The sequence below is a fragment of the Paenibacillus sp. ISL-20 genome (assembly GCF_018613005.1).
Taxonomy (GTDB): Bacteria; Bacillota; Bacilli; order Paenibacillales; family Paenibacillaceae; genus Paenibacillus_AQ.
Genome location: NZ_JAGGRD010000031.1, coordinates 56,656 through 76,103, shown reverse-complemented (window position 1 = coordinate 76,103; position 19,448 = coordinate 56,656). Strand labels below are relative to the sequence as shown.

16 protein-coding genes and 1 pseudogene are annotated in these 19,448 nt (G+C 50.6%); 13 read left to right on the top strand and 4 right to left on the bottom strand.

Translation table 11 applies throughout. From position 1 onward, the window contains the following. Positions 1 to 24: 24 nt before the first annotated feature. Positions 25 to 495, bottom strand: a complete 471-nt coding sequence (locus tag J7E85_RS19015; RefSeq protein WP_215160445.1) for a MarR family winged helix-turn-helix transcriptional regulator — start codon at positions 493 to 495, stop codon at positions 25 to 27. A gap of 213 nt (positions 496 to 708) precedes the next feature. Between J7E85_RS19015 and J7E85_RS19010 the strand changes: the two genes are divergently transcribed. The 3 genes from J7E85_RS19010 (at position 709) to J7E85_RS19000 (ending at position 4,140) form a co-directional block, all read left to right on the top strand. Further along, entirely contained in the window at positions 709 to 2,049 is a 1,341-nt protein-coding gene (locus tag J7E85_RS19010) for an MFS transporter (protein WP_215160444.1), read from the top strand. Positions 2,050 to 2,131: 82 nt separating this feature from the next. After that, positions 2,132 to 2,863: an ABC transporter ATP-binding protein gene (locus J7E85_RS19005; protein ID WP_215160442.1), complete on the top strand. Its 732-nt coding sequence runs from the start codon at positions 2,132 to 2,134 to the stop codon at positions 2,861 to 2,863. Positions 2,864 to 2,877: 14 nt separating this feature from the next. Next, a complete protein-coding gene (locus J7E85_RS19000; protein WP_215160440.1) occupies positions 2,878 to 4,140 on the top strand; it encodes an ABC transporter permease in 1,263 nt (420 codons plus the stop codon). Positions 4,141 to 4,195: 55 nt separating this feature from the next. On the opposite strand, the gene J7E85_RS18995 is transcribed toward J7E85_RS19000, so the two are convergent. Further along, the gene (locus J7E85_RS18995; RefSeq protein WP_215160438.1) at positions 4,196 to 5,470 is read right to left on the bottom strand and encodes a BaiN/RdsA family NAD(P)/FAD-dependent oxidoreductase; all 1,275 of its coding nucleotides are present in this window, start codon (positions 5,468 to 5,470) and stop codon (positions 4,196 to 4,198) included. Between the two features lie 211 nt (positions 5,471 to 5,681). Here J7E85_RS18995 and J7E85_RS18990 point away from each other — a divergent pair, with 211 nt between their 5' ends. The 3 genes from J7E85_RS18990 to nadE all read left to right on the top strand — a co-directional run bounded on the left by J7E85_RS18990 (position 5,682) and on the right by nadE (position 9,205). Further along, positions 5,682 to 7,406 carry a two-component system sensor histidine kinase NtrB gene (locus J7E85_RS18990; protein WP_215160436.1) on the top strand — a complete coding sequence of 575 codons (1,725 nt, stop codon included), beginning with the start codon at positions 5,682 to 5,684 and terminating at the stop codon, positions 7,404 to 7,406. A gap of 324 nt (positions 7,407 to 7,730) precedes the next feature. Beyond that, entirely contained in the window at positions 7,731 to 8,165 is a 435-nt protein-coding gene (locus J7E85_RS18985; RefSeq protein WP_215160434.1) for a BrxA/BrxB family bacilliredoxin, read from the top strand. A 230-nt stretch (positions 8,166 to 8,395) separates the two neighbouring features. Next, the gene (gene nadE / locus J7E85_RS18980; protein WP_215160432.1) at positions 8,396 to 9,205 is read left to right on the top strand and encodes an ammonia-dependent NAD(+) synthetase; all 810 of its coding nucleotides are present in this window, start codon (positions 8,396 to 8,398) and stop codon (positions 9,203 to 9,205) included. A 68-nt stretch (positions 9,206 to 9,273) separates the two neighbouring features. Here the strand turns inward: nadE and J7E85_RS34875 are convergent. Further along, positions 9,274 to 9,354 (bottom strand): annotated as a pseudogene (locus J7E85_RS34875) (dihydrofolate reductase family protein); the annotation flags it as partial. A 155-nt stretch (positions 9,355 to 9,509) separates the two neighbouring features. Between J7E85_RS34875 and acpS the strand changes: the two are divergent. The 3 genes from acpS to J7E85_RS18965 are packed head-to-tail and all read left to right on the top strand — an operon-like array spanning position 9,510 to position 12,373. After that, the gene (gene acpS / locus J7E85_RS18975; RefSeq protein WP_215160423.1) at positions 9,510 to 9,905 is read left to right on the top strand and encodes a holo-ACP synthase; all 396 of its coding nucleotides are present in this window, start codon (positions 9,510 to 9,512) and stop codon (positions 9,903 to 9,905) included. Positions 9,906 to 9,930: 25 nt separating this feature from the next. Further along, positions 9,931 to 11,079 carry an A/G-specific adenine glycosylase gene (gene mutY / locus J7E85_RS18970; RefSeq protein WP_215160420.1) on the top strand — a complete coding sequence of 383 codons (1,149 nt, stop codon included), beginning with the start codon at positions 9,931 to 9,933 and terminating at the stop codon, positions 11,077 to 11,079. Positions 11,080 to 11,137: 58 nt separating this feature from the next. Then, entirely contained in the window at positions 11,138 to 12,373 is a 1,236-nt protein-coding gene (locus tag J7E85_RS18965; RefSeq protein ID WP_215160418.1) for an MFS transporter, read from the top strand. A gap of 102 nt (positions 12,374 to 12,475) precedes the next feature. Here J7E85_RS18965 and J7E85_RS18960 read toward each other — a convergent pair whose 3' ends face one another. After that, positions 12,476 to 13,084, bottom strand: a complete 609-nt coding sequence (locus J7E85_RS18960) for a superoxide dismutase (RefSeq protein WP_100540176.1) — start codon at positions 13,082 to 13,084, stop codon at positions 12,476 to 12,478. Between the two features lie 320 nt (positions 13,085 to 13,404). Here J7E85_RS18960 and J7E85_RS18955 point away from each other — a divergent pair, with 320 nt between their 5' ends. The 4 genes from J7E85_RS18955 to J7E85_RS18940 all read left to right on the top strand — a co-directional run bounded on the left by J7E85_RS18955 (position 13,405) and on the right by J7E85_RS18940 (position 19,235). After that, complete coding sequence (locus J7E85_RS18955; RefSeq protein ID WP_215160416.1) at positions 13,405 to 15,972, top strand: hypothetical protein; 2,568 nt, start codon at positions 13,405 to 13,407, stop codon at positions 15,970 to 15,972. Between the two features lie 27 nt (positions 15,973 to 15,999). Next, a complete protein-coding gene (locus J7E85_RS18950; protein ID WP_215160414.1) occupies positions 16,000 to 16,767 on the top strand; it encodes an ABC transporter ATP-binding protein in 768 nt (255 codons plus the stop codon). A gap of 68 nt (positions 16,768 to 16,835) precedes the next feature. Then, entirely contained in the window at positions 16,836 to 18,113 is a 1,278-nt protein-coding gene (locus tag J7E85_RS18945) for an ABC transporter permease (protein ID WP_251035838.1), read from the top strand. A 33-nt stretch (positions 18,114 to 18,146) separates the two neighbouring features. After that, complete coding sequence (locus tag J7E85_RS18940; protein ID WP_215160410.1) at positions 18,147 to 19,235, top strand: efflux RND transporter periplasmic adaptor subunit; 1,089 nt, start codon at positions 18,147 to 18,149, stop codon at positions 19,233 to 19,235. Positions 19,236 to 19,448 lie beyond the last annotated feature (213 nt).

The following is a 19,448-nucleotide window of genomic DNA, read 5'->3' as shown; positions in this document are numbered from 1 at the left end:
GAGGAAGGGTTCTTCTCTTTGTTTTCAGCCTTGCTGGCGTACGATTTGCACCTGTTCCGCATGTTTGCCCATTTTACTCAGAAGCCCAATCAGTTGATACTTCTCTTCCTCATCCAATCCACCCAGGGCATGCTGGATGTGACGTTCATGCAGGGGGTAAAGCTTCTGCATCAACTGTTCTCCGGGCGGAGTCAGCTCGGCGTAAATCACTCTTCTGTCCTCGGGACAGGGCTTGCGGCGCACATATCCTTTTTCGACGAGCTTATCAACCACATAGGTTACGTTTCCGCTCTGCAGGAGCAGCTGTGCCCCGATCTGCTGGATGGGCTGGCGGCCTTTATAGTACAGTACCTCCATTACGGCAAATGAAGTTGGATTAAAGCCTTCGATTTTACTGCCATTCACGACATGTTCGTTGACGCTCTTGAATGACTTGGCAAACACCCGATACAGGTGCATAGCAAGCTGTGTATCGCGTTCATGTGACACCTTCATACATTCTCCCGCCTTTGATATGGACTCATGTCCTGAATTACTTCAAATCTAAGATTACGCTGAATTGAATAAATTCAACATGTGATTTGTCACAATGCAGCCGAAACATTTTCATTCTCCGGCTCCGTATCAACTACACCTCCAGCCCGATACGCCTTCTGAATGCCGATTTTATAATGAAATTATTCAGATGGGATGAAAAGGGTGGGGAACATGAATCAAGCACAAACCGTGGAATCAGAGGGTTTAAAACCGCTGCTGCGCAATCGGAACTATATGTTATTGATGGGATCTCAGCTGGTGTCCAACATGGGAGAGTGGCTGTATATCATCGCGCTCTTGACGCTTGTCGGATTGAAATGGCAGGCCGCGCCTTGGGAAATAACGGCGATGACATTATGCATGGCCATTCCCGTCTTGATTGGCGGCCCCGTGGCAGGATGGATCGGTGACCGGTATGACCGCAAAAAAATCATGGTGATATCGGACGTGGTCAGAGTTTTTATCTTGATTGGGGTTTTGTTTGCAGGCAATCTAATACAAATTTATATACTGCTGATCGTTAAAGGCCTGATGGATGTCCTGTTCTCTCCTGCCAAGAGCGGCAAGATCAAAGAGATCGTAGACCCGAAGCACATCGATCAGGCGGTGACAATCAGTTCATCGATCGAGCAGTTGTCCAAGATCATCGGGCCGTCCTTGGGCGGTTTATTAATGGCGTTGTTCGGCATTCAGTTATGCTTCATTATCGATGCCGGGGCCTTCGTTATATCGGCGCTGTTTCTGCTTGGCGTGCCGGGACGGAAGCTGCTTAAGCAGAAAGGACTGACCGGTGAGTCGCCAAATGAAGGGCGTAGTGGACATGACGGACGAAAAAAATCCTTTTTCAAGGAAATCGGGGAAGGGGTGCAGCTGATCTATGGCATACCGCTGCTGCTGGGAGGCGTCGTTACGATATGCGCAGTAGTACTGGTGCTGCAAATGGCTGATTCTCAGATTGTAACCTTGTTCCGGTTGATTCCGAATGTATCAGAAGATCTGCTTGGTTACTGTATTTCCGCCAGCGGCTTGGGCACGTTGATCGCAGCCATGTTTGTCCGCAAGCTGAGCTGGAGCACGCTTGCCAAGATGGGAATAGGCGCTGCCGCAGCGGGTTTGGTGTTTGCCGTATGTGCCGTAGTCGTCGTGACCGAAATGCCACATCTGCTGCAGAGCGTGGTGTTGTTCGGATCCTTCTTTCTGGCGGGTGCAGGCGGAGGGTTCGTGCTTGTACCGTTCCAGATGCTGCTCATGAAGAGGACCCCGGAGCATATGACGAGCCGCGTATTCGGAACGGTCAATAGTCTTACCAGCGGTGCGGCGATCATTGGGCCTACGCTCGGCGGCGCGCTCGTTACAGGCCTGGGGCCTGTGCCGACTTATATCGTTGCAGGGCTTGGAACTGCTGCAGTGGGTGCCGTGCTGCTGCTGTTCAAAGGCAGAATCGAACGGAAGGATGAAGCCTCTGCCACAGGGGATGAAATCCATAGGGTCCCTGAAACTTCTACGATGTAATGTAAGAGTGTTTCACTAAATGCAACGAATCCCCATCCATCTGCGTAATACTGAGAATAGGATTAATGGATGGGGTGTTAGGATGCATAGGATTCAAGAAAATGAACTTGAGCCCGAGCCGGTGCTGAAGGTGGATATTCAGCAGGCGGGTTACGAACCAGGTCGCCCGCGCATACGGGATATATCGTTTCAAGTGGTACCCGGCGAACTGCTGGGGTTAATCGGACCGAATGGAGCCGGAAAAAGCACGACCATTAAGTCGGTGCTGGGGCTGCTTAAAGATAGTAAAGCCGACGTCTTTATTGCAGGCCATCCTCCCCGATATGCTTACGTTCCCGAGCAGCCGGTGTTTTACGAGGAATTGACGCTATGGGAGCATCTGGATTTGGCAGCTGCCGCATTTGGAATGGAGGATGAACATTTCGAAGCACAGGCTGATCAGCTTCTCCGTCAGTTTGGAATGGAGTCGGTGCGCAATGAACTTCCGGGAGGCTTCTCCAAAGGAATGAAGCAGAAGATGATGCTGATGATCGGCTTTCTCTCCAAGCCAGACGTCTATATTGTAGATGAACCGTTTATCGGATTGGATCCCCGGGCCACCCGAGATTTTTTGAATCTGCTGCTTGCAGAGAGACGTCGGGGAGCCGGTGTATTGATGTCCACCCATGTGCTGGATACCGCAGAGAAAATTTGCGATCGCTTTGTGCTCATATCCGGCGGCCGGATTGCTTCGGAGGGCACGTTGGATCAAATCCGCGAGGCCGCTGATCTTCCCGGCGCATCGTTGTTTGATTGCTTCGATGCGCTCACATGAGAGGGGTGATGGATATGGATCGATCCTATCATTTTAGCCATCCAGGCGCCCTCTTTTGGCGAAGGGTAACCGCACATTGGAAGAATCAACGCGACAATCTGGCAACCGTGGTCGACTGGATCGTGATGCTGTACATCATTGTTCCGGGTCTGCTGCTGGGAGGCGGGCTCTACCGCGAGTTATGGACAAGCCCGCTTCCCGGATGGGCACAGTTCTTCCCGCTGCAGGCGGTGGTAGGCATCCTGCTCTTTATGTTCTCCGGCAGAGTGCTGCTGTTTCTGGAAGAGGCTGACGTGTTGTTTCTTCGGCAGCAGGGGGGATGGATGAAGGGCTTAATGATCAGAGGCATGGTATACAGCCATACGGTCTCAGCGATCAAGGGATTGGTCGTTACAGTGCTTGCGCTGCCAATCCTGGTCAGGGAACATGGGATAACGGGTATTGCCCTGGTGACCTTGCTGGTGATTACAGCAGTATGCGCCTGGTGCGCGAATCTATTAACCGCTATGATTCGCGCAAGCTATAAAGGCTGGCGGAAACATGTGCTGACTTATATCGTACGCTGGCTCTCATTCGGACTGCTGGCGCTGCTTGTTACATTTTGGCTTGAGTCCTACGTTGTACTGTGGGCAGCTTCCTTGATTCTGCTCTTGGTGCTGTTTCTTCTTAGCCGCAGGCGTCTTGCCATGCAAGGGACATTTATCGCAGATGCGCGTGAGGATGCGAAGACAAGGATCCAGTTGACGGAGAAGCTGCTCATTCAAGCTGTTGGTAAACCTCCCAGCGTACGAAGTAAAACCTGGTTTATGCGCAAGTCCGGCCGGTTGTTCAAAGGTACGGCGGAGAAGAGGCTTGCCGATGCGGGGTTAAAGGCGATTTTACGCCACTCTGAGAGCTTATTATTATATATTCAGATTACGCTGGTTGGCATCCTGGCCGTCTGGCTGCCGCCGCCGATCATCAAAATCATCGTATATCTTGCTCTGGTATTGATGATGTCGTATTGGCTGAATACAAGGTGGGCGTTGTTCGCCAAAGCCGAATTTATGCAGGTGCTCCCGTTTACGAATCAGCAGCATCGTTCGGCTGGTGTTCTCGCGGTCCGAACCTTACTCGCTCTTCCCGCCTTTCTATATTCGCTCATGACAGGGTTAACGCTTTTACAAGGGGGAATGGGATGGCTCGCCGCGCTTGTATTGACTGTGCTGGCTGTCATGATCGCGCCCTCGCTCATGTCTTGGCCGGTCTACAAGGAAGAGAGACACTCGCAAGAATAATAAAAAGCGCGCTGGAATGCTCCAATGGATGGGGCATACAGCGCGTTTTTATTCATTATTTGTTTATCACTGCGGCTTCGGCTGCATGCTTGCCTGCCGTATAACCGGTTGCAAAGGCAGCCGTAATATTGTAACCGCCGGTGTATCCGTGAATATCCAGAATTTCACCACAGAAGAAGAGCCCGGGCATCAGCTTGGATTCCATGCTTTTGGGTTGGACCTCCTTGAGGCTGACGCCGCCGCCTGTCACGAAGGCCTCCTTCAGCGAACGGGTGCCCGAAGCGCGGAACGTGAACTTTTTTAGAATGGAGGCAAAGGTTGTCAGCGCCGTTTTGGAGATACCGCTGCAGATCATGTCGCTGTCGATGGACGACTTGGTTAGCAGCAGGGGGATCATTCGTTCTGGCAGCATGCCCTTGAGCACGTTTTTGATGCTCTTTCTTGGCTCATCCTCCAGTCGCCCTTTGAGCTCGGCCTCAAGCTCTGCTTGGGAGCGGTCGGGGAACATATCGATGCCCATGTCCACATTCACGATATCAAACTTCCGCTGTACCTGGCGGATGAACTGACTGCAGCGCAGCGCGATCGGTCCGGACACCCCGAAATGGGTGAACAGCATATCTCCCCGGTGGGCAATCACTTTTTTTCCTTTCGGATTCCAGACGGACAGCTCAACATCCCGCAGTGACAAGCCCTGCAGCTCTTTAGAGGCAATAAAAGGCTCGGTGGAGACGATAGGCACTTCAGTTGGATACAGCTCCGTGATGGTATGTCCTGCCGCCTCAGCCCATGGATAGCCGTCCCCCGTGGAACCGGTTTGAGGCACGGATTGTCCACCCGTTGCAATAATCACGCAGGAAGACTTGATTACTTCCCCGGATTTCAGCTCGACCCCGGCCGTCCGGCCGTTCGCATAGAGAACGCTCTTCACCGGACTGTTTGTCCGGATATCGGTACCAAGCTCTTTCACTTTGCCAATCAAGGCATTCACAACGCTCGAGGCTTTATCCGTCACAGGAAACATGCGCCCATTGTCCTCTTCTTTGAGGCGGATACCAAGCCCCTCGAAAAAAGACATGATATCCTTGTTGTTCCAATGCTGAAAAGCACTATATAAAAAACGGCCATTTCCCGGGATGTTGGAAATCAATTCATCCTGATCTTTGGCATTCGTCACATTGCATCTTCCGCCGCCCGATATGCCAAGTTTACGGCCTAGTTTATCTCCTTTGTCGATCAGCAGAACGGAAGCTCCTCTTTCCCCTGCAGCCACGCAGGACATCAATCCGGAAGGTCCGCCGCCAACGACAATAATATCATAATCAAGCATGTTTGCTCATAGCTCCTTTGGGGGTATATCAACTAATAGATGAATCTTATTATATAGGATATTTGCGAATTATCCCAAACCTCATGATTAGGACATAGGATGGAGTTTCCCCAGGCTTCGAATGAGAAATTACAAGATATTGTAATATGATGTCGCCTATGCTTTAATCAGAAATATTAGATGCGTTGTCCAATTGAGGTGATCGATCGCTGTGCTGAGCCTATGGAAAGATATTTTGCTGCAAGTTTTGCTGTCTGGTACACTCATCTTTCATCTGCCGCTTCTCCTCGACAGACATCTAAAGTGGCTGAACAAGAAGAATCCGGATGATCTGCTTCGATTTCGCCAATATATTGTCATTGCATGCGGAATCAGCACTGTATTATGTGTCTTGATCTCGGCCATGAACGATTATTACGTTCCGATCCATCTTGGCGTAATCCCGTTATTTTTAGGCATATTATATGGAAGTCGACGTTCAGGGCTATGTCTTGCAGCTATATATATCACAAGCTATGGGCTGATGAACGGCTGGTCCACGATCGGCCTCATTCTGTATATGCTGGTTCTGGGGTACTCGCTATTACCCTGGATCACCTCCAATTTCAAGAAAGGCTCCATGACCGAAAAGATTTGTTGGCTGTGGAGCGCGCTTATTCCGGCTATGCTGATTATTGTAGCCTCCCACGCGATTGAAGGAAAGGTTAACCATGATGCTCTGAATCCGGATACGATTCTGGTAACCATTCTGTATATGCTGATCGGAATTTTTTATTCTGGAATGATTGTGTACTGGATCGAATTAACATGTGAGCGCCTGGGCGCAGGCCAATACGCTGTGAAGGACAAAGAGTGGTCGTCTTTAACAAAAATGATGGAGATGATTCCTTTAGGGATGGTTGCGGTGGATCGAAGCGGCAATATCATCGCCTTTAATCAACCGCTTATCCGCAGCTTTCGAAACGTCTTTCCTAATCTGACGACCAGGGATGTCATCGGCAGACCATTATTTGACTTATTGGACGGCATGATTCAAAAGGAACATCTGCGCAGCCGGTTTCAGAGAGCTATAGATGGAATCGAAAGCACCGGCGAGATTATGCGAAGCGCTACCCGGGTGTATTCCACCGGCATCTATCCGCTTATACATCATGGGAACGGCGACATCTTGGGTGCGGTAGGTATTATGGAAGACATTACGGAGCTGGAGAGGCTTCGCACGGAATTTATGAATGTAGAGCGTTTAAGTTTGGTTGGCCAAATGGCGGCAAGCATTACCCATGAGATTCGCAATCCGATGGCTGTCGTGCGCGGATTTTTACAGCTGATGCAGGAGAAGAGTCCGGATACTTTAGACCATTATTACCGGATCGTCATGGAGGAGCTTGATCGGGCCAACGGTATCATCAGCGATTTTTTATCCCTCGCCCAAAACCGGGTGGCAGAAAAAGAAGAGTGTCACCTTCATGACATTATCCATGAGCTTAATCCGCTCTTGTGGGCCGACGCGAATTTGCGCGGACAGAGCATTGAGCTGAAACTCGGAACCGAAATTCCCCCTCTGTACCTGAATACCAAAGAAATGAAACAGCTGATTCTGAATTTATGCCGAAACGGGATGGAGGCTATGGACGATAAGGGAACGTTGACAATTGAAACTCGGAAGGAAGGAGATCGGGCGCAGCTGTACGTTGCGGATACCGGAATCGGCATCTCGGAGAATGAGCTGGAGCGTTTGTTTGAACCATTCTTTACGACGAAGAGCAAGGGAACGGGGCTTGGACTCGCCCTGTGTATGAGCATTGTACAGCGTCATCATGGAACCATTGATGTGAAGTCGAAGCTTGGCGAGGGAACGGTTTTCATTATTTCTTTTCCTCTTCACTCGTACCCGCAAGGTTTGCCGGAATCCCAGAGCGCTGCCGCTTCCGAATAAACGGATTGGTAATTAGGCATCATAAGGCAGAGTTTAGGGTAAAGGAGGGATTCGGATGAGTAAAAATGATTCCAAGCAACAGGAGCAGCAGGAGCGTGAAAACAAAGATCGCCGTGGCGAGCCCATCGTTGACAAGAAAAAAGATGGGGTAAACTATCCTGCTACCTAGTTCAACCAATGGAACAATGAAAAACGGGCGGTATCCTATTTTGTGATGCTGCTCGTTTTGTATTTTCTTGCTTTCACTCTTTAGGATTGTATAATATAGATATCGATGAGCTGTTATAATTCGAACAATCTTGTTTATATAAGGAGTGAAGAGTTATGGGTATGTCTTTTGACCGATATATGCGCGATATGGTTCAACCGATGCGGGATGAGCTGACCAGCTTGGGAATCAAGGAGCTGACAACACCTGAAATGGTGGAGGAAGTTCTTCCTACAGCGAAAGGTACAACGCTGGTCGTTGTAAACTCCGTATGCGGCTGCGCAGCAGGGCAAGCGCGTCCTGGTGTAGCCATAGCGCTTGAGAACCAGGTGAAGCCGGATCAATTGTTTACCGTGTTCGCCGGACAGGATAAGGAAGCAACGGCTAAAGCACGTGAGTATTTTGCTCCGTATCCTCCATCCTCCCCATCGATTGCTCTGTTGAAAGACGGGGAATTGGTGCACTTTATTGAGCGTCATCAAGTGGAGAATCGTTCTGCAGAAGAAATCGCGGCGGATTTGACCGACGCATTCAATCGCTACTGCCAGTAATCGGCAGTTACATAGGCCCCGAAGCATTCGGCATATTCCGAAGCCGCGGGGCTTTTGTTATAGATATAGAATTTATAAGTTATCTAGCTACGCTGATGAAATTCTATATCGCAAGAAAAACTTCCCGCTAAATGCGGTCTGTTTTCTAATGAAAGTACGTCGATAGACGTTTTTCTTATAGGAAGGAAGTACTTCAGAAAGAGAGAACATACTGAAAGGAGTCATATATCATGAGCCTACAAGAACAAATTATCGCAGAGCTGGGTGTCAAACCTACTATTAATGTGGAGGAAGAGGTACGCAAGCGCGTTGATTTTCTGAAAACCTATGTAAAGAACTCGGGCACTTCCGGACTGCTGATCGCCATTAGCGGCGGGATTGATTCAGCCGTGGCTGCGGGTCTGTGCAAGCGGGCCACCGATGAACTCACGGAGGAGATTGGCAAGGAATACAAGACACTCGGGGTGTTCCAGCCATACGGCGAGCAGGCTGATATTTCAGACAGCTATGCGACAGCAAAGGCCTTCGATTTGAAACATACCGTCGAGACGAATATCGAGGAAACGGTGAACGAAATAGCTTTGGAGGTTGAGCATGGCCTGAAAAATATCGGTGTCCATAAGCATATGAGTATTCCCGGTAAAGGCAATGTGAAGGCCAGAGTGCGTATGGTGGTACAATATGCGCTGGCATTTGAGCAGAATTTGATCGTGGTCGGCACGGATCATGCTTCCGAGGCGATTACCGGCTTCTATACCAAGTGGGGTGATGGAGCAGTGGACATTACGCCGCTGAGTTCCCTGAACAAGCGTCAGGTTCGTATGCTTGCATCCTATTTGGGGGTTCCGCAATCGATTCTGAACAAGGCGCCTTCTGCCGGCCTTTGGGAAGGTCAGACAGACGAGAAAGAGCTCGGAATCAGCTACGAGGATAACAGCGATTATTTGGAAGGCAAGACGATCGATCCTGATGTTCAGCAGAAACTCGAGAGCTATTACGTCAAAACCGCGCACAAGCGCAATACGATTCCAGGCATCTAACATACGAATATCCAGGCAAATAGCCTTCCGGAGGAATACCCTCTGGAAGGCTATTTATTTAGCAGGCACTAGGTATATATGATATTGTAGGTCGGTTTGAGAACGCCGTTGGTATATTGCTTCATATCAACCAGTTCGAGTTTTAGCCGACATCAATATGGATGGAATTTGAAATACAATAAATTTAATTAATTCATGTTGTTGTAACACCGTTGGTCTCGCGTTGACGTACATCGACTGATACAATAAGTAGGGGTATATTTTTGGACAGGAAGACTGGATCCATGAAGGAGAGCGGACGATTGTGATCTACGGAATCGGACATGATGTGCTGGACATGAAGCGAATGGAGATGTTGATGACAGGTCCGCATGGAGAAAGATTCATGAAGCGCGTGCTTACGCATGGAGAGCAGGCCATTGCCGCTGGCAAGGGGGCGAAACGGACGGAGTTTGTTGCCGGGCGCTTTGCTGCCAAAGAGGCGATATCCAAAGCCTTTGGCTCCGGAATCGGAGGTATAATCGGGTTCCGTGACATAGAAGTGCTGCCGGGTCCTCTTGGCAGGCCTGAGGCCCGACTATCCCAGGAAGCCTGGGATCGCCTTGGAATGGAGAAGTCCGCACATTATGCGATTCATTTGACGATTTCGCATCAGGCCACGCTGGCTTCCGCTTTCGCCGTGGTTGAGAAGATAAAGTAAGGATGACGAAGGAGATTACTTATAGATGCATAATACGGAACACAAACAATACTTCAGCCACGAGCTGCTGGATTGGTATGAAATCAACAAAAGGGATTTGCCATGGCGCCGGCATCGTGATCCCTATTATATATGGGTATCTGAAATTATGCTGCAGCAGACCCGGGTGGACACGGTAATCCCGTATTTCCACCGGTTTATCGAGCGGTTTCCAACGATTCAGTCGCTTGCGGATGCGCCGGAGGACGATGTATTGAAATGCTGGGAGGGCCTCGGCTATTATTCCCGGGCACGCAACCTTCAGGCTGCCGCAAGGCAGGTGACAGAGCAGTATGGGGGCGTTATGCCGAGCGGCAAAGATGAAGTGTCGGGACTTAAAGGAATTGGTCCTTATACCTCGGGTGCCATTCGCAGCATTGCCTTCAACATTCCTGCCGCAGCAGTGGACGGAAACGTCATGCGTGTACTGTCCCGCTATTTTTTGATTGAAGAAGATATTATGAAGGTGAAAACCCGGACCAAGATGGAGGAGCTGGTGCTGACGCTGGTTCCGGACGGACGAGCATCGGATTTCACCCAGGCGTTGATGGAACTGGGAGCGTTGATCTGTACGCCGAAGTCCCCCAAATGTCTGGTATGCCCGGTGATGGAGCACTGTACAGCGCGATTTGAGGGCAAAGAGGAGTCCCTTCCTATTAAGACGAAGGCCAAGCCGCCGCGTCCTGAATACCGCCTTACGGCCATTGTAGAGGGCACCGGCGTGCACGAAGGGAAGATTCTGATCCGTAAGCGTCCATCCACCGGTTTATTGGCAGGGATGTGGGAGCTGCCGCATGTGATCGTGTCGACTGGGGGGAGCGGCCTACCGGCCGTGATGTCCGAGGAGACGGCGATGAGCCGCTTGAGGGATGCCTTGCTGGAGGAAGGAGTTCCGATCCTGCCGATGGGCCATGTGATGGACGCCGAGCATACCTTTAGCCATATTCAATGGCATATGGGCGTGTACCGCTGTAAATGGCAGGATGTGCCACCTGCAGCCCTGCAAGCAGCAGAGAGTGCAGCGGCATATGAGACAGGCGAAGAGAACTTTCGCTGGATTCACGTTCATGACATGGAACGCTACGCATTTCCGAATGTGTTCATTCGGATTCTGAACTCGTATTTCTCATCTTAAAGCCGTATTTCCCATTGCAGTGGGGGATATCAGTGGCTCATAAGGAGTAGTGGAGCTTTTGCATAGCTGGAAGAATGCGCTTCTTTACATTTTTGGCATTGGGGTTTCCAATCTGGGGAACTGGATCTATCTGGTCGCGATTAATTTGCTTGTGCTGCACATGACAGGCTCTCCTGCGGCAGTGGCTGGATTGTTTATTATCCGGCCGCTCGCAACCCTGTTTACCAACTCCTGGGCGGGCAGTATTATTGATCGGACGAATAAGCGCAGGCTTATGATCACCACCGATGTGATCCGGGGGGCTTTGATTGCCCTTATCCCCTTCATGTCCTCGGTTTGGGGCATCTACTGTATCATGTTTCTGATTAACGTGGCGGGCGCTTTCTTTGGGCCTACGTCCATGACGTATATAACGAAGCTGATCCCTGCAGAGGAACGAAAGCGGTTCAACGCATGGTCCAGCTTTACGACATCCGGCGCGGTGCTGCTTGGACCCGCCATATCCGGTCTATTGATCGCTTATACGGACATTCGGATCAGCATCTTCATCAATGCCGTATCTTTCTTCATCTGCGCGCTTGTCATTTACTTCCTTCCCGATGTGGATGGAGAGGAGAACGCAGGCAATGGACGGGATGCCATCACAATGAAGACACTGCTTCAGGACTGGGCTGCGGTTATTGATTTCGGGAAAGCGGCGAAGTATTTTATGCTTGTATATCTGTTATTTCAATCCGCCATGCTGCTCAGCTTTGCGCTCGATTCCCAAGAGGCCACCTTCATTAAACAGGTGCTGCTCCTCGGCGACGAGGATTACGGACTACTCGTCAGCGTAGCCGGAGCAGGGTATTTGGCCGGCTCAGCGGCTGCGTCTCTAACTGTCAAATGGCTGTCATTGCGCATGTTTATCGGGGCTGGTGTACTTCTGTCGAGTGCCGGGTATATGATCTTCTATGCAGCATCCGGCCTCCTGACGGCCGTTATCGGCTTTATCGTGTTTGGTTTCTTCTCTTCGTATGCGAATGCGGGGTATACCACCTTTTTTCAAAATCAGGTTCCTATTGATCTGATGGGGCGCTTTACGAGCGTGACCCGCTTGTTGGAAGGGATGCTGCAGATTCTCTTAACACTTCTGCTCGGTTTTGCCGCCGATGTCTGGTCGCTGCAGGCCGTATGCCTGATCGGTGCAGGTGCAGCCGTCCTGATCTCGGTCATTCTGCTGGTGGTCATCTATGCACCATCTAAGGTCCGGTATTATGAGTCTGGCCCTCCAGCAGCGGTAAATAACACGTAACAGCATGATATAGATATAGAAAAAGGCTGCTTTCGCAGTAGACAGGGTCTACAGCTGAAAGCAGCCTTTTTTGGTATGATATCGGTTTTTAGTTAGGCGATATTATTTCGCGTTATCGTAACGTTTGCCGACTTCTTCCCAGTTCACTACATTCCAGAATGCGGAGATGTAATCAGGGCGTTTGTTTTGATATTTCAGGTAGTAAGCATGCTCCCAAACGTCCAGGCCGAGGAGAGGTGTTTGACCTTCCATGATCGGGCTGTCTTGGTTCGGTGTGCTGGTTACTGCCAGTTTGCCGTCTTTAACAACGAGCCAAGCCCAGCCGCTGCCGAAACGGGTTGTAGCCGCTTTTGCGAAATCTTCTTTGAATTTGTCGAAGCCGCCCAGCTCGCTGTTGATGGCATCAGCCAATGCGCCAGTCGGTTGTCCGCCGCCGTTTGGTCCGATAACTTCCCAAAACAGGGAGTGGTTAGCATGGCCACCGCCGTTGTTGCGAACCGCTGTGCGGATGCTTTCCGGTACAGCGTCAAGGTTAGCGATCAGATCCTCAAGGGATTTGCCTTGAAGCTCAGGAGCGTTCTCAAGAGCAGCGTTCAAGTTGGTTACGTAGGTATTATGGTGGCGATCATGGTGGATCTCCATCGTTTGTGCGTCGATATGAGGCTCGAGCGCGTCGTTTGCGTAAGGAAGTGCTGGTAATTGAAATGCCATAGTAAAAACCTCCTGTAAATTTAGTTTTTGGTTATGATGAAAGGGTCTTCCTTCGTCAGGAAGTCTTTATCATCCCGGAGACGTAATATGTAATCCGGCTACACTACATATATTAAACCGTTTTGGGTGATTAAATCAACTTTTATGTTTGAAAAGTCCGAGAGGGCTGATTTATTGCATGAAGGAAAGTTGTGACATCGTAAATTAATGGAAAACTTTTCTGTGAAATTTGTCGTTATATATATAGTCTTGAACAAATCTATGATCGAAACGTCGATATAGAAGGTATATGTCGAGGTAGAAAGGAGTCGGTACATAACATGAATAGTACAAAGCTCAGAGTGACTGCCATTCTGATGGCTGCCATTCTGGCTGCGGCACCGCAAGTGGAAGCCGCAGCAACTAAGACACAGCCATCGCAAATCACGAAGTCGACTGCACAGAAGGGTGCAGCGCTGGCTTGGAGCGTGCAGCTTGGGAACAACGTCACGGCAAAGCTTGACCATGCCGACGTATGGCAGCAGACCGGCACGAATGTGGCGGTATTTACACTGACTTATAAAAACGGGGGGAAAAGCGCAGCGCGCCTGGTATCTTATTTTCCCAAGGTGGTGCTTCCCGGTGGTTCCGTGACGGCGGCCAATCCCATATCCAAGGATCTGGCCAAGAAGAAGGTAGAGCCCGGGCAAAGCCTGAGTGTAACCTACTATGCGAAGACCGAGAGCAGCTCCTTGTCCGGCATGAAGCTGGTGATGGACGTATGGAATCCGCAAGTCAAAGGCTACCTGCAGCGTGTCGGAACGTACAGAATGCCCGCCAATTATACAGCAGCCGTACCATCTGGTTCGGGCTCCAAGCTGAATCTGGGCGGCACTCCGGTTACCGTACAGGCTGAATCACTGGAGATCATCAAGTATGACGGCAAAGTCATCGCCAAAGTCGGGATGTATATGACGAACCATGGTGGAAAGGTATGGAATGATCGGGGGTTCGAACCGTATTTGGCGACGGCAAGCGGCAGTTCGTTCCTTCTGCGTCATGAGGCAGGGGCTGAGGGTGTGCCTGTTCAGCCGAAAGAAAAGAAACTGGTTTATTACATAACAGAAGTTCCCTCTTATCTTAAAACGACCGGTTTGCGATTCTCGTGGACCGAAAACGATGAAACGCTGAAGCTGTCGTTGCCGGTCGCATCCTTCAAGCTGCCTGCGGCAACAGCTCCAAAGTGGGATGTTGCGGCGGGCGCAGCCAAGAAGTTGACCATCAAGGGGATTCCGGTCGATGCCAGAATCCGCCAAGCTTCGCTGCGTTCCTCAGGGGGGCAGGGCATATGGAATATCGAGATGGCCTTCAAGAATAAAGGGAAAAAATCGGTGGAGGTTCCGGCCTACGAGTTTGCGATTAAAGCATCCGAAGGCTCCTTCCATCCTTACACTCCGGATAACAAAGCGGGTTTGACGCTGCGTCCCGGGGAAGAGAAAACGATGGTGATGGAAATAACGCTTCCGCTAGATCTCAAGCAGGACCGATTGAAGCTGCAAATGATCGGGACATCTGGACCAGCCAGCTCATCTAAACCGCCGGCGAGCTCGGGTGAACCGGCCGGTGAGCCGACCACCGAGGTCCAGGAGTCATTGACCCTGCCGATTGCATACTTTGCCATCCCTTATCAGACGGAACGCAAATCATCTATCGGTGTGGAGTACGACGCGCAGACGGCCAAAGGATTTGCGTACACGCTGGAATCCATCCAGCGCCTGCCATGGCAGGATCAGGATCTAATCGTTGCGAAGCTGCGTCTGCGGAATACTCAGGAATCCAAATCGCTGCCGCTGCCTGAGCTTAAAGTGAACGTCACAGCGGACGAAAAAACGAGTCTGACTGGTTCGGAGGTTATTGCAGAGGAGCAGGGTTCCCTGATTTCCCCGGGGTCATCAACCGAGGTATATGTCATGGCGCGGATCCCGTATACCAAGGATATCCGTTCGCTTCGCTTCGAGCTGTTTACGCAGCAGGAAACGGCCAAAACGTCGTTCCTTACCATGACCACGTCCGGCATGACGCAGTCGATCAGCACTTTGGAGAAAGGGAAGCCGTATACCGTTACCGCGATTGGTAAGCGCGCAGAGGCGCAGGAACGGCGGACGGTCATCTATGAAGGTGTGGACTCCGATATCGTCTATTCCGAGTTCTTGCTGACCAGCAATGAACAGCGCCGCGTTCAAGCAGCGGTGCTGAAGGGGTATTTCCAAAGCACGGATGGAAAGATCTATGAAGCGGAAACCATTCAGCCTGAAGCCTCGCTTCAGCCGGGGTCCAAGCAGTCGATCGTCTTTTGGGCCAGAGTGCCGAAGGGGGCTGCAAGCGAACTGGGGCTTGCTCTGGGTACGGCGATGACTGGAGGCAAGCTTGCTGAAACGGGTAAAGACGCTACCGGTGTCATGGGTATGAAAAAATTGATGCTGAATCCGATCAGACCTGCCATAAGCTCCGGACTGACAAACCTCGATTGGTATCCTTACCACGTTTCAGTTACGAAAGCGGTAGGACATCTGCAGGAAGGCAGCTCTTCCATTCCGCTGAATATCACGATTGATGTGAAACGCAGCGAGAGCATCATTGCGGCGGACTCCGGTCACAAGCTGATTTTAATCATCAAGGACAACCTCGGGCAGACGCAGGAGCGCACGCTCACGCCAGGAACCGATATCCAGGTCCCAGGCACCCGGTCGATGTCGATCGAGCTGTCGGATGAGCAATACAAAAAACTTCGAGGCGGTTGGTTTAACTTGACCCTGGTGGATGAATTCCAGAACGAGCGGATCACGCTGGGCAGTCAAAGCTATAATCTGATATTCACGCCTACAGCGGTTCCTGACGAGGAGAGTTAAATTAAGAACCGGAAAGGAATAGCGAACATGTTGCGTTTGGAAAATGTATCGCACAGCTTTAAGAACGGTAACGAAGTATTAAAAGTGCTCCATAATATCCAGTTTGAAGTCCAGAAGGGGGAGATGATTGCCCTGCTGGGCAGCTCCGGGTCGGGCAAGTCCACGCTGCTCAACTTGATGGCAGGACTAATGAAGCCGACGGAAGGTCATATTTATATTGCCGATCAGGATATTGTCAAGTATGGGGAAAACAAGCTTGCTGTCTTCCGGCGCAAGCATATCGGCTTTATTTTTCAGGCCTATGAACTGATCCCGACACTCACGATTCGTGAAAACGTTGAGCTTCCCCTGGTCTTTCAATCCGTTTCTCCATCCAAGCGCCGCAAGAAAGCGATGGAGCTTCTGGAGATGACGGGGATCGGCGATAAGGCTTCACTATACCCGTCCCAACTGTCAGGCGGACAGCAGCAGCGCGTTAGTATTGCGCGCTCGTTGATTACCGAGCCTTCCGTCATTTTTGCGGACGAGCCGACGGGTAACCTGGACACCAAAACGGAAGAGGAAATTATCCGAATCATGATGGCGCTGAACGAGTCCATGAAAACGACATTTGTCATCGTTACTCACGAGATGGAAGTCGCTGCCCAAATGAAAAAAACGATTATGCTCCGTGACGGTTATCTGGTTCAGCCGGAGGACTATATAACGCCAGCAGCAGGTCAACGGGGGCCAAACGGCCCCTCGTCCCTGCCTGGGGTCCCGGTTCATACGGAGGGGGCAGGTGAGGTCAGCTGATAATTTTAGACAGCATACGGCTGGCATGGGGACAGATTAAACGTCGTAAAGTGGTGACAGCCCTGTGCATGACTGGTATTTCGATTGGATGCGCGGCTATTATCGTAGCGATCAGCATTGGGAACGGCGCCCAGAATTATTTGGAGACGGAAATAATAGGCGGCATGAAGCTTGACGAGATTACGGTGACTCCACAGGGCTCAAGCGGGCAAGGAGAAGTCAGCGGCCCCGCGGCCGGAGCTGACCGGGGATTGCTAACGGATGATAAAGTTCAGGTGATTCAGGGCTTTGATCATGTCAAATCCGTTATAGCCACCAAGCAGCTCGGGTATTTTAGAGCCATTTCGTCCGACAACCTGATAAACGACGGCTTCAACGTCGTGGCCGTGGACCTGTCAAAGCTCAAAGAGCAGGGTAACAGGTTCAAGGAAGGTGGCGCGCTTGAACAGATCGGTGCTATGGTGCTCAATTACGGAGCAACAACCGGATGGAAGGATGCAGAGACGAGCGAAAGATTGATGAATATGATAAATACCGATCCCAATAACCCGAAGCTATGGGAAGAATATCAGATGTATGAGAGCACCGTTTCGGAAATGCACGGCAAAAATATTCAGCTGGAGTCGATGGACGCAGACAAGAAACAGCTTAGCCCACAGCTTTATGTTGGAGGCGTGCTGGACGTGCCTACGGGGAGAGATGCCCAGTTTGCGTTCTACGATCGTCAGGCCTATATTTCCTTTGATACGGCGGAATGGCTAACAAATAGCTTGAACCTGCAAAATAGGACAACTTCGAAACAGCGGGTATACGATAGTCTAACCATCAAAGTGGATGATCTGCAGAGTATTAAACCGCTTGAGGATTTGATCTCAAAACTTGCGCTGAATGCGAGCGACAATCTGGCCATGCGCGATCAGGTCGCTTCCCAATTGGATACATTCAAAGCGATCGCTCTCGGCATAGGCGTATTTATCCTGTTATTGGCCTCGATATCAATCATCGTAGCCATGACGATGTCTACGCATCAGCGCCGCAGGCAAATCGGCATCATGAAGGTCCTTGGGGCGAATATGCCGCAAATCCGCAACATGTTCATCGTAGAAGCCAGCCTGCTCGGTTTGCTTGGCGGATTGCTTGGCATCGTGTTCGCATTTTTGATCATCAAGGGACTGAATTCATTCATTATGGCTTCGGCGGGCATGTCAGGGCTGCAAATTGCGGTTACGCTGGAGACGCTGCCCATCGGCATTGCATTCGCTGTGCTGACCGGAATCTTCTCGGGGATCTATCCGGCGATCAGCGCAGCAAGAACGAATGCACTTCTGGCCATCAAGCGGGATTAGGATAATGAGCATCGGAAAGGAAGCTAAATCGGTATGATAAAAAAAATCATAAAATGGACGGTTATCGTTGCCGTGCTGGGCTTGGTGGGATATTGGGGATACGGACAGGTGAAACCGAAAGAACCCGAGATTCCCATGATGGAAGAGCCGCAGGTCATCACATTTCCCGTAACCGAGGAAACCATCGTCTCGACCGTGCAGGTCAAGGGAACGTCAGAATACGGACGGGAGACCAATGTTTACGCACCTTTTGAAGCGAAAGTGGAGTCCTGGAACGTCAAGAACGGCCAACAGATTAAGAAAGGCGATGCGCTTTTTAAATTGGAGCAAACGGCCATTCGCCAGCAGCTTCAGCAGAAGGAAGCCGAGCTGCAGAAGCGGAAGCTGGAGAAGGAGCTGAAGGAGTTCACGTTAAATCAGGACCTCGATAGCGCCCCGGCCTTAGCAACGGAGGCCGAGCGCCTTAAAATGCTGGCAGACCAGGAAAATGCTCGGCTGAGCAGTCAGCTGGACGAGGTTACTAACGATATTGAACGCCAGACGCTGGCCGACTTGAATGACAGGCTGAAGAAAGCTACATATCTATCACCTGCAACAGGCCTGTTTCTGTTCGACCCGACGCAGCAGGTGCCGCAGTCGGTGACGGCGAACCAGTATATCGGCAAAATCGTCGATCTGGATTCCCTTCGCTTAGTGGCATTTGTCGGGGAAAACGATATATTTAGCATTAAGCCGGACATGGCGGTTGAGGTTAAGATGCCGTCCATCAAGGATCTCAAGCTGAAGGGAAAGGTGTTGGAAGTAGCTAAATTCGCCGAGACGACGGCCCAGGAGAAGCAAACTTCCCAGGCACCGCAGTTTAAGGTGATCATCTCGCTGCCGAAGGAAGAGCGTTTGATCGGCGGGCTGACGCTAAACGGAGACATTGTAACCAAACGGAAGGATAAGGCGGTTGTAGTTCCTAAACTTGCCGTTATGACGGACGGAGGCACCTCCTATGTCATGGTGGACAAGGGAGGCGGCCAGATTGAACGGCAGGATATCGAGACCGGCTTGCAGACGCTGGATAAAATCGAGGTGTTGTCAGGGCTGAAAGTGGGCGACACCGTCGTTCTCCAGTAAGTAAATATCATGATCAAATAACACAGCGTTCCTCAGAGGCACATAGCCGAGAGGACGCTGTTGTTTTTTACTACTTGTCTTTATCCTCGGTGGAACTGGAGAAGTTTGGTTATTTTATCGAAGTGTAAATCTCAAATAAGAAAGAAAAGTCCTGGAAATTAATGGACCTATTTTAACTGTGAGCTAATGGTTTAGCAGCAGGAAACAAACCTA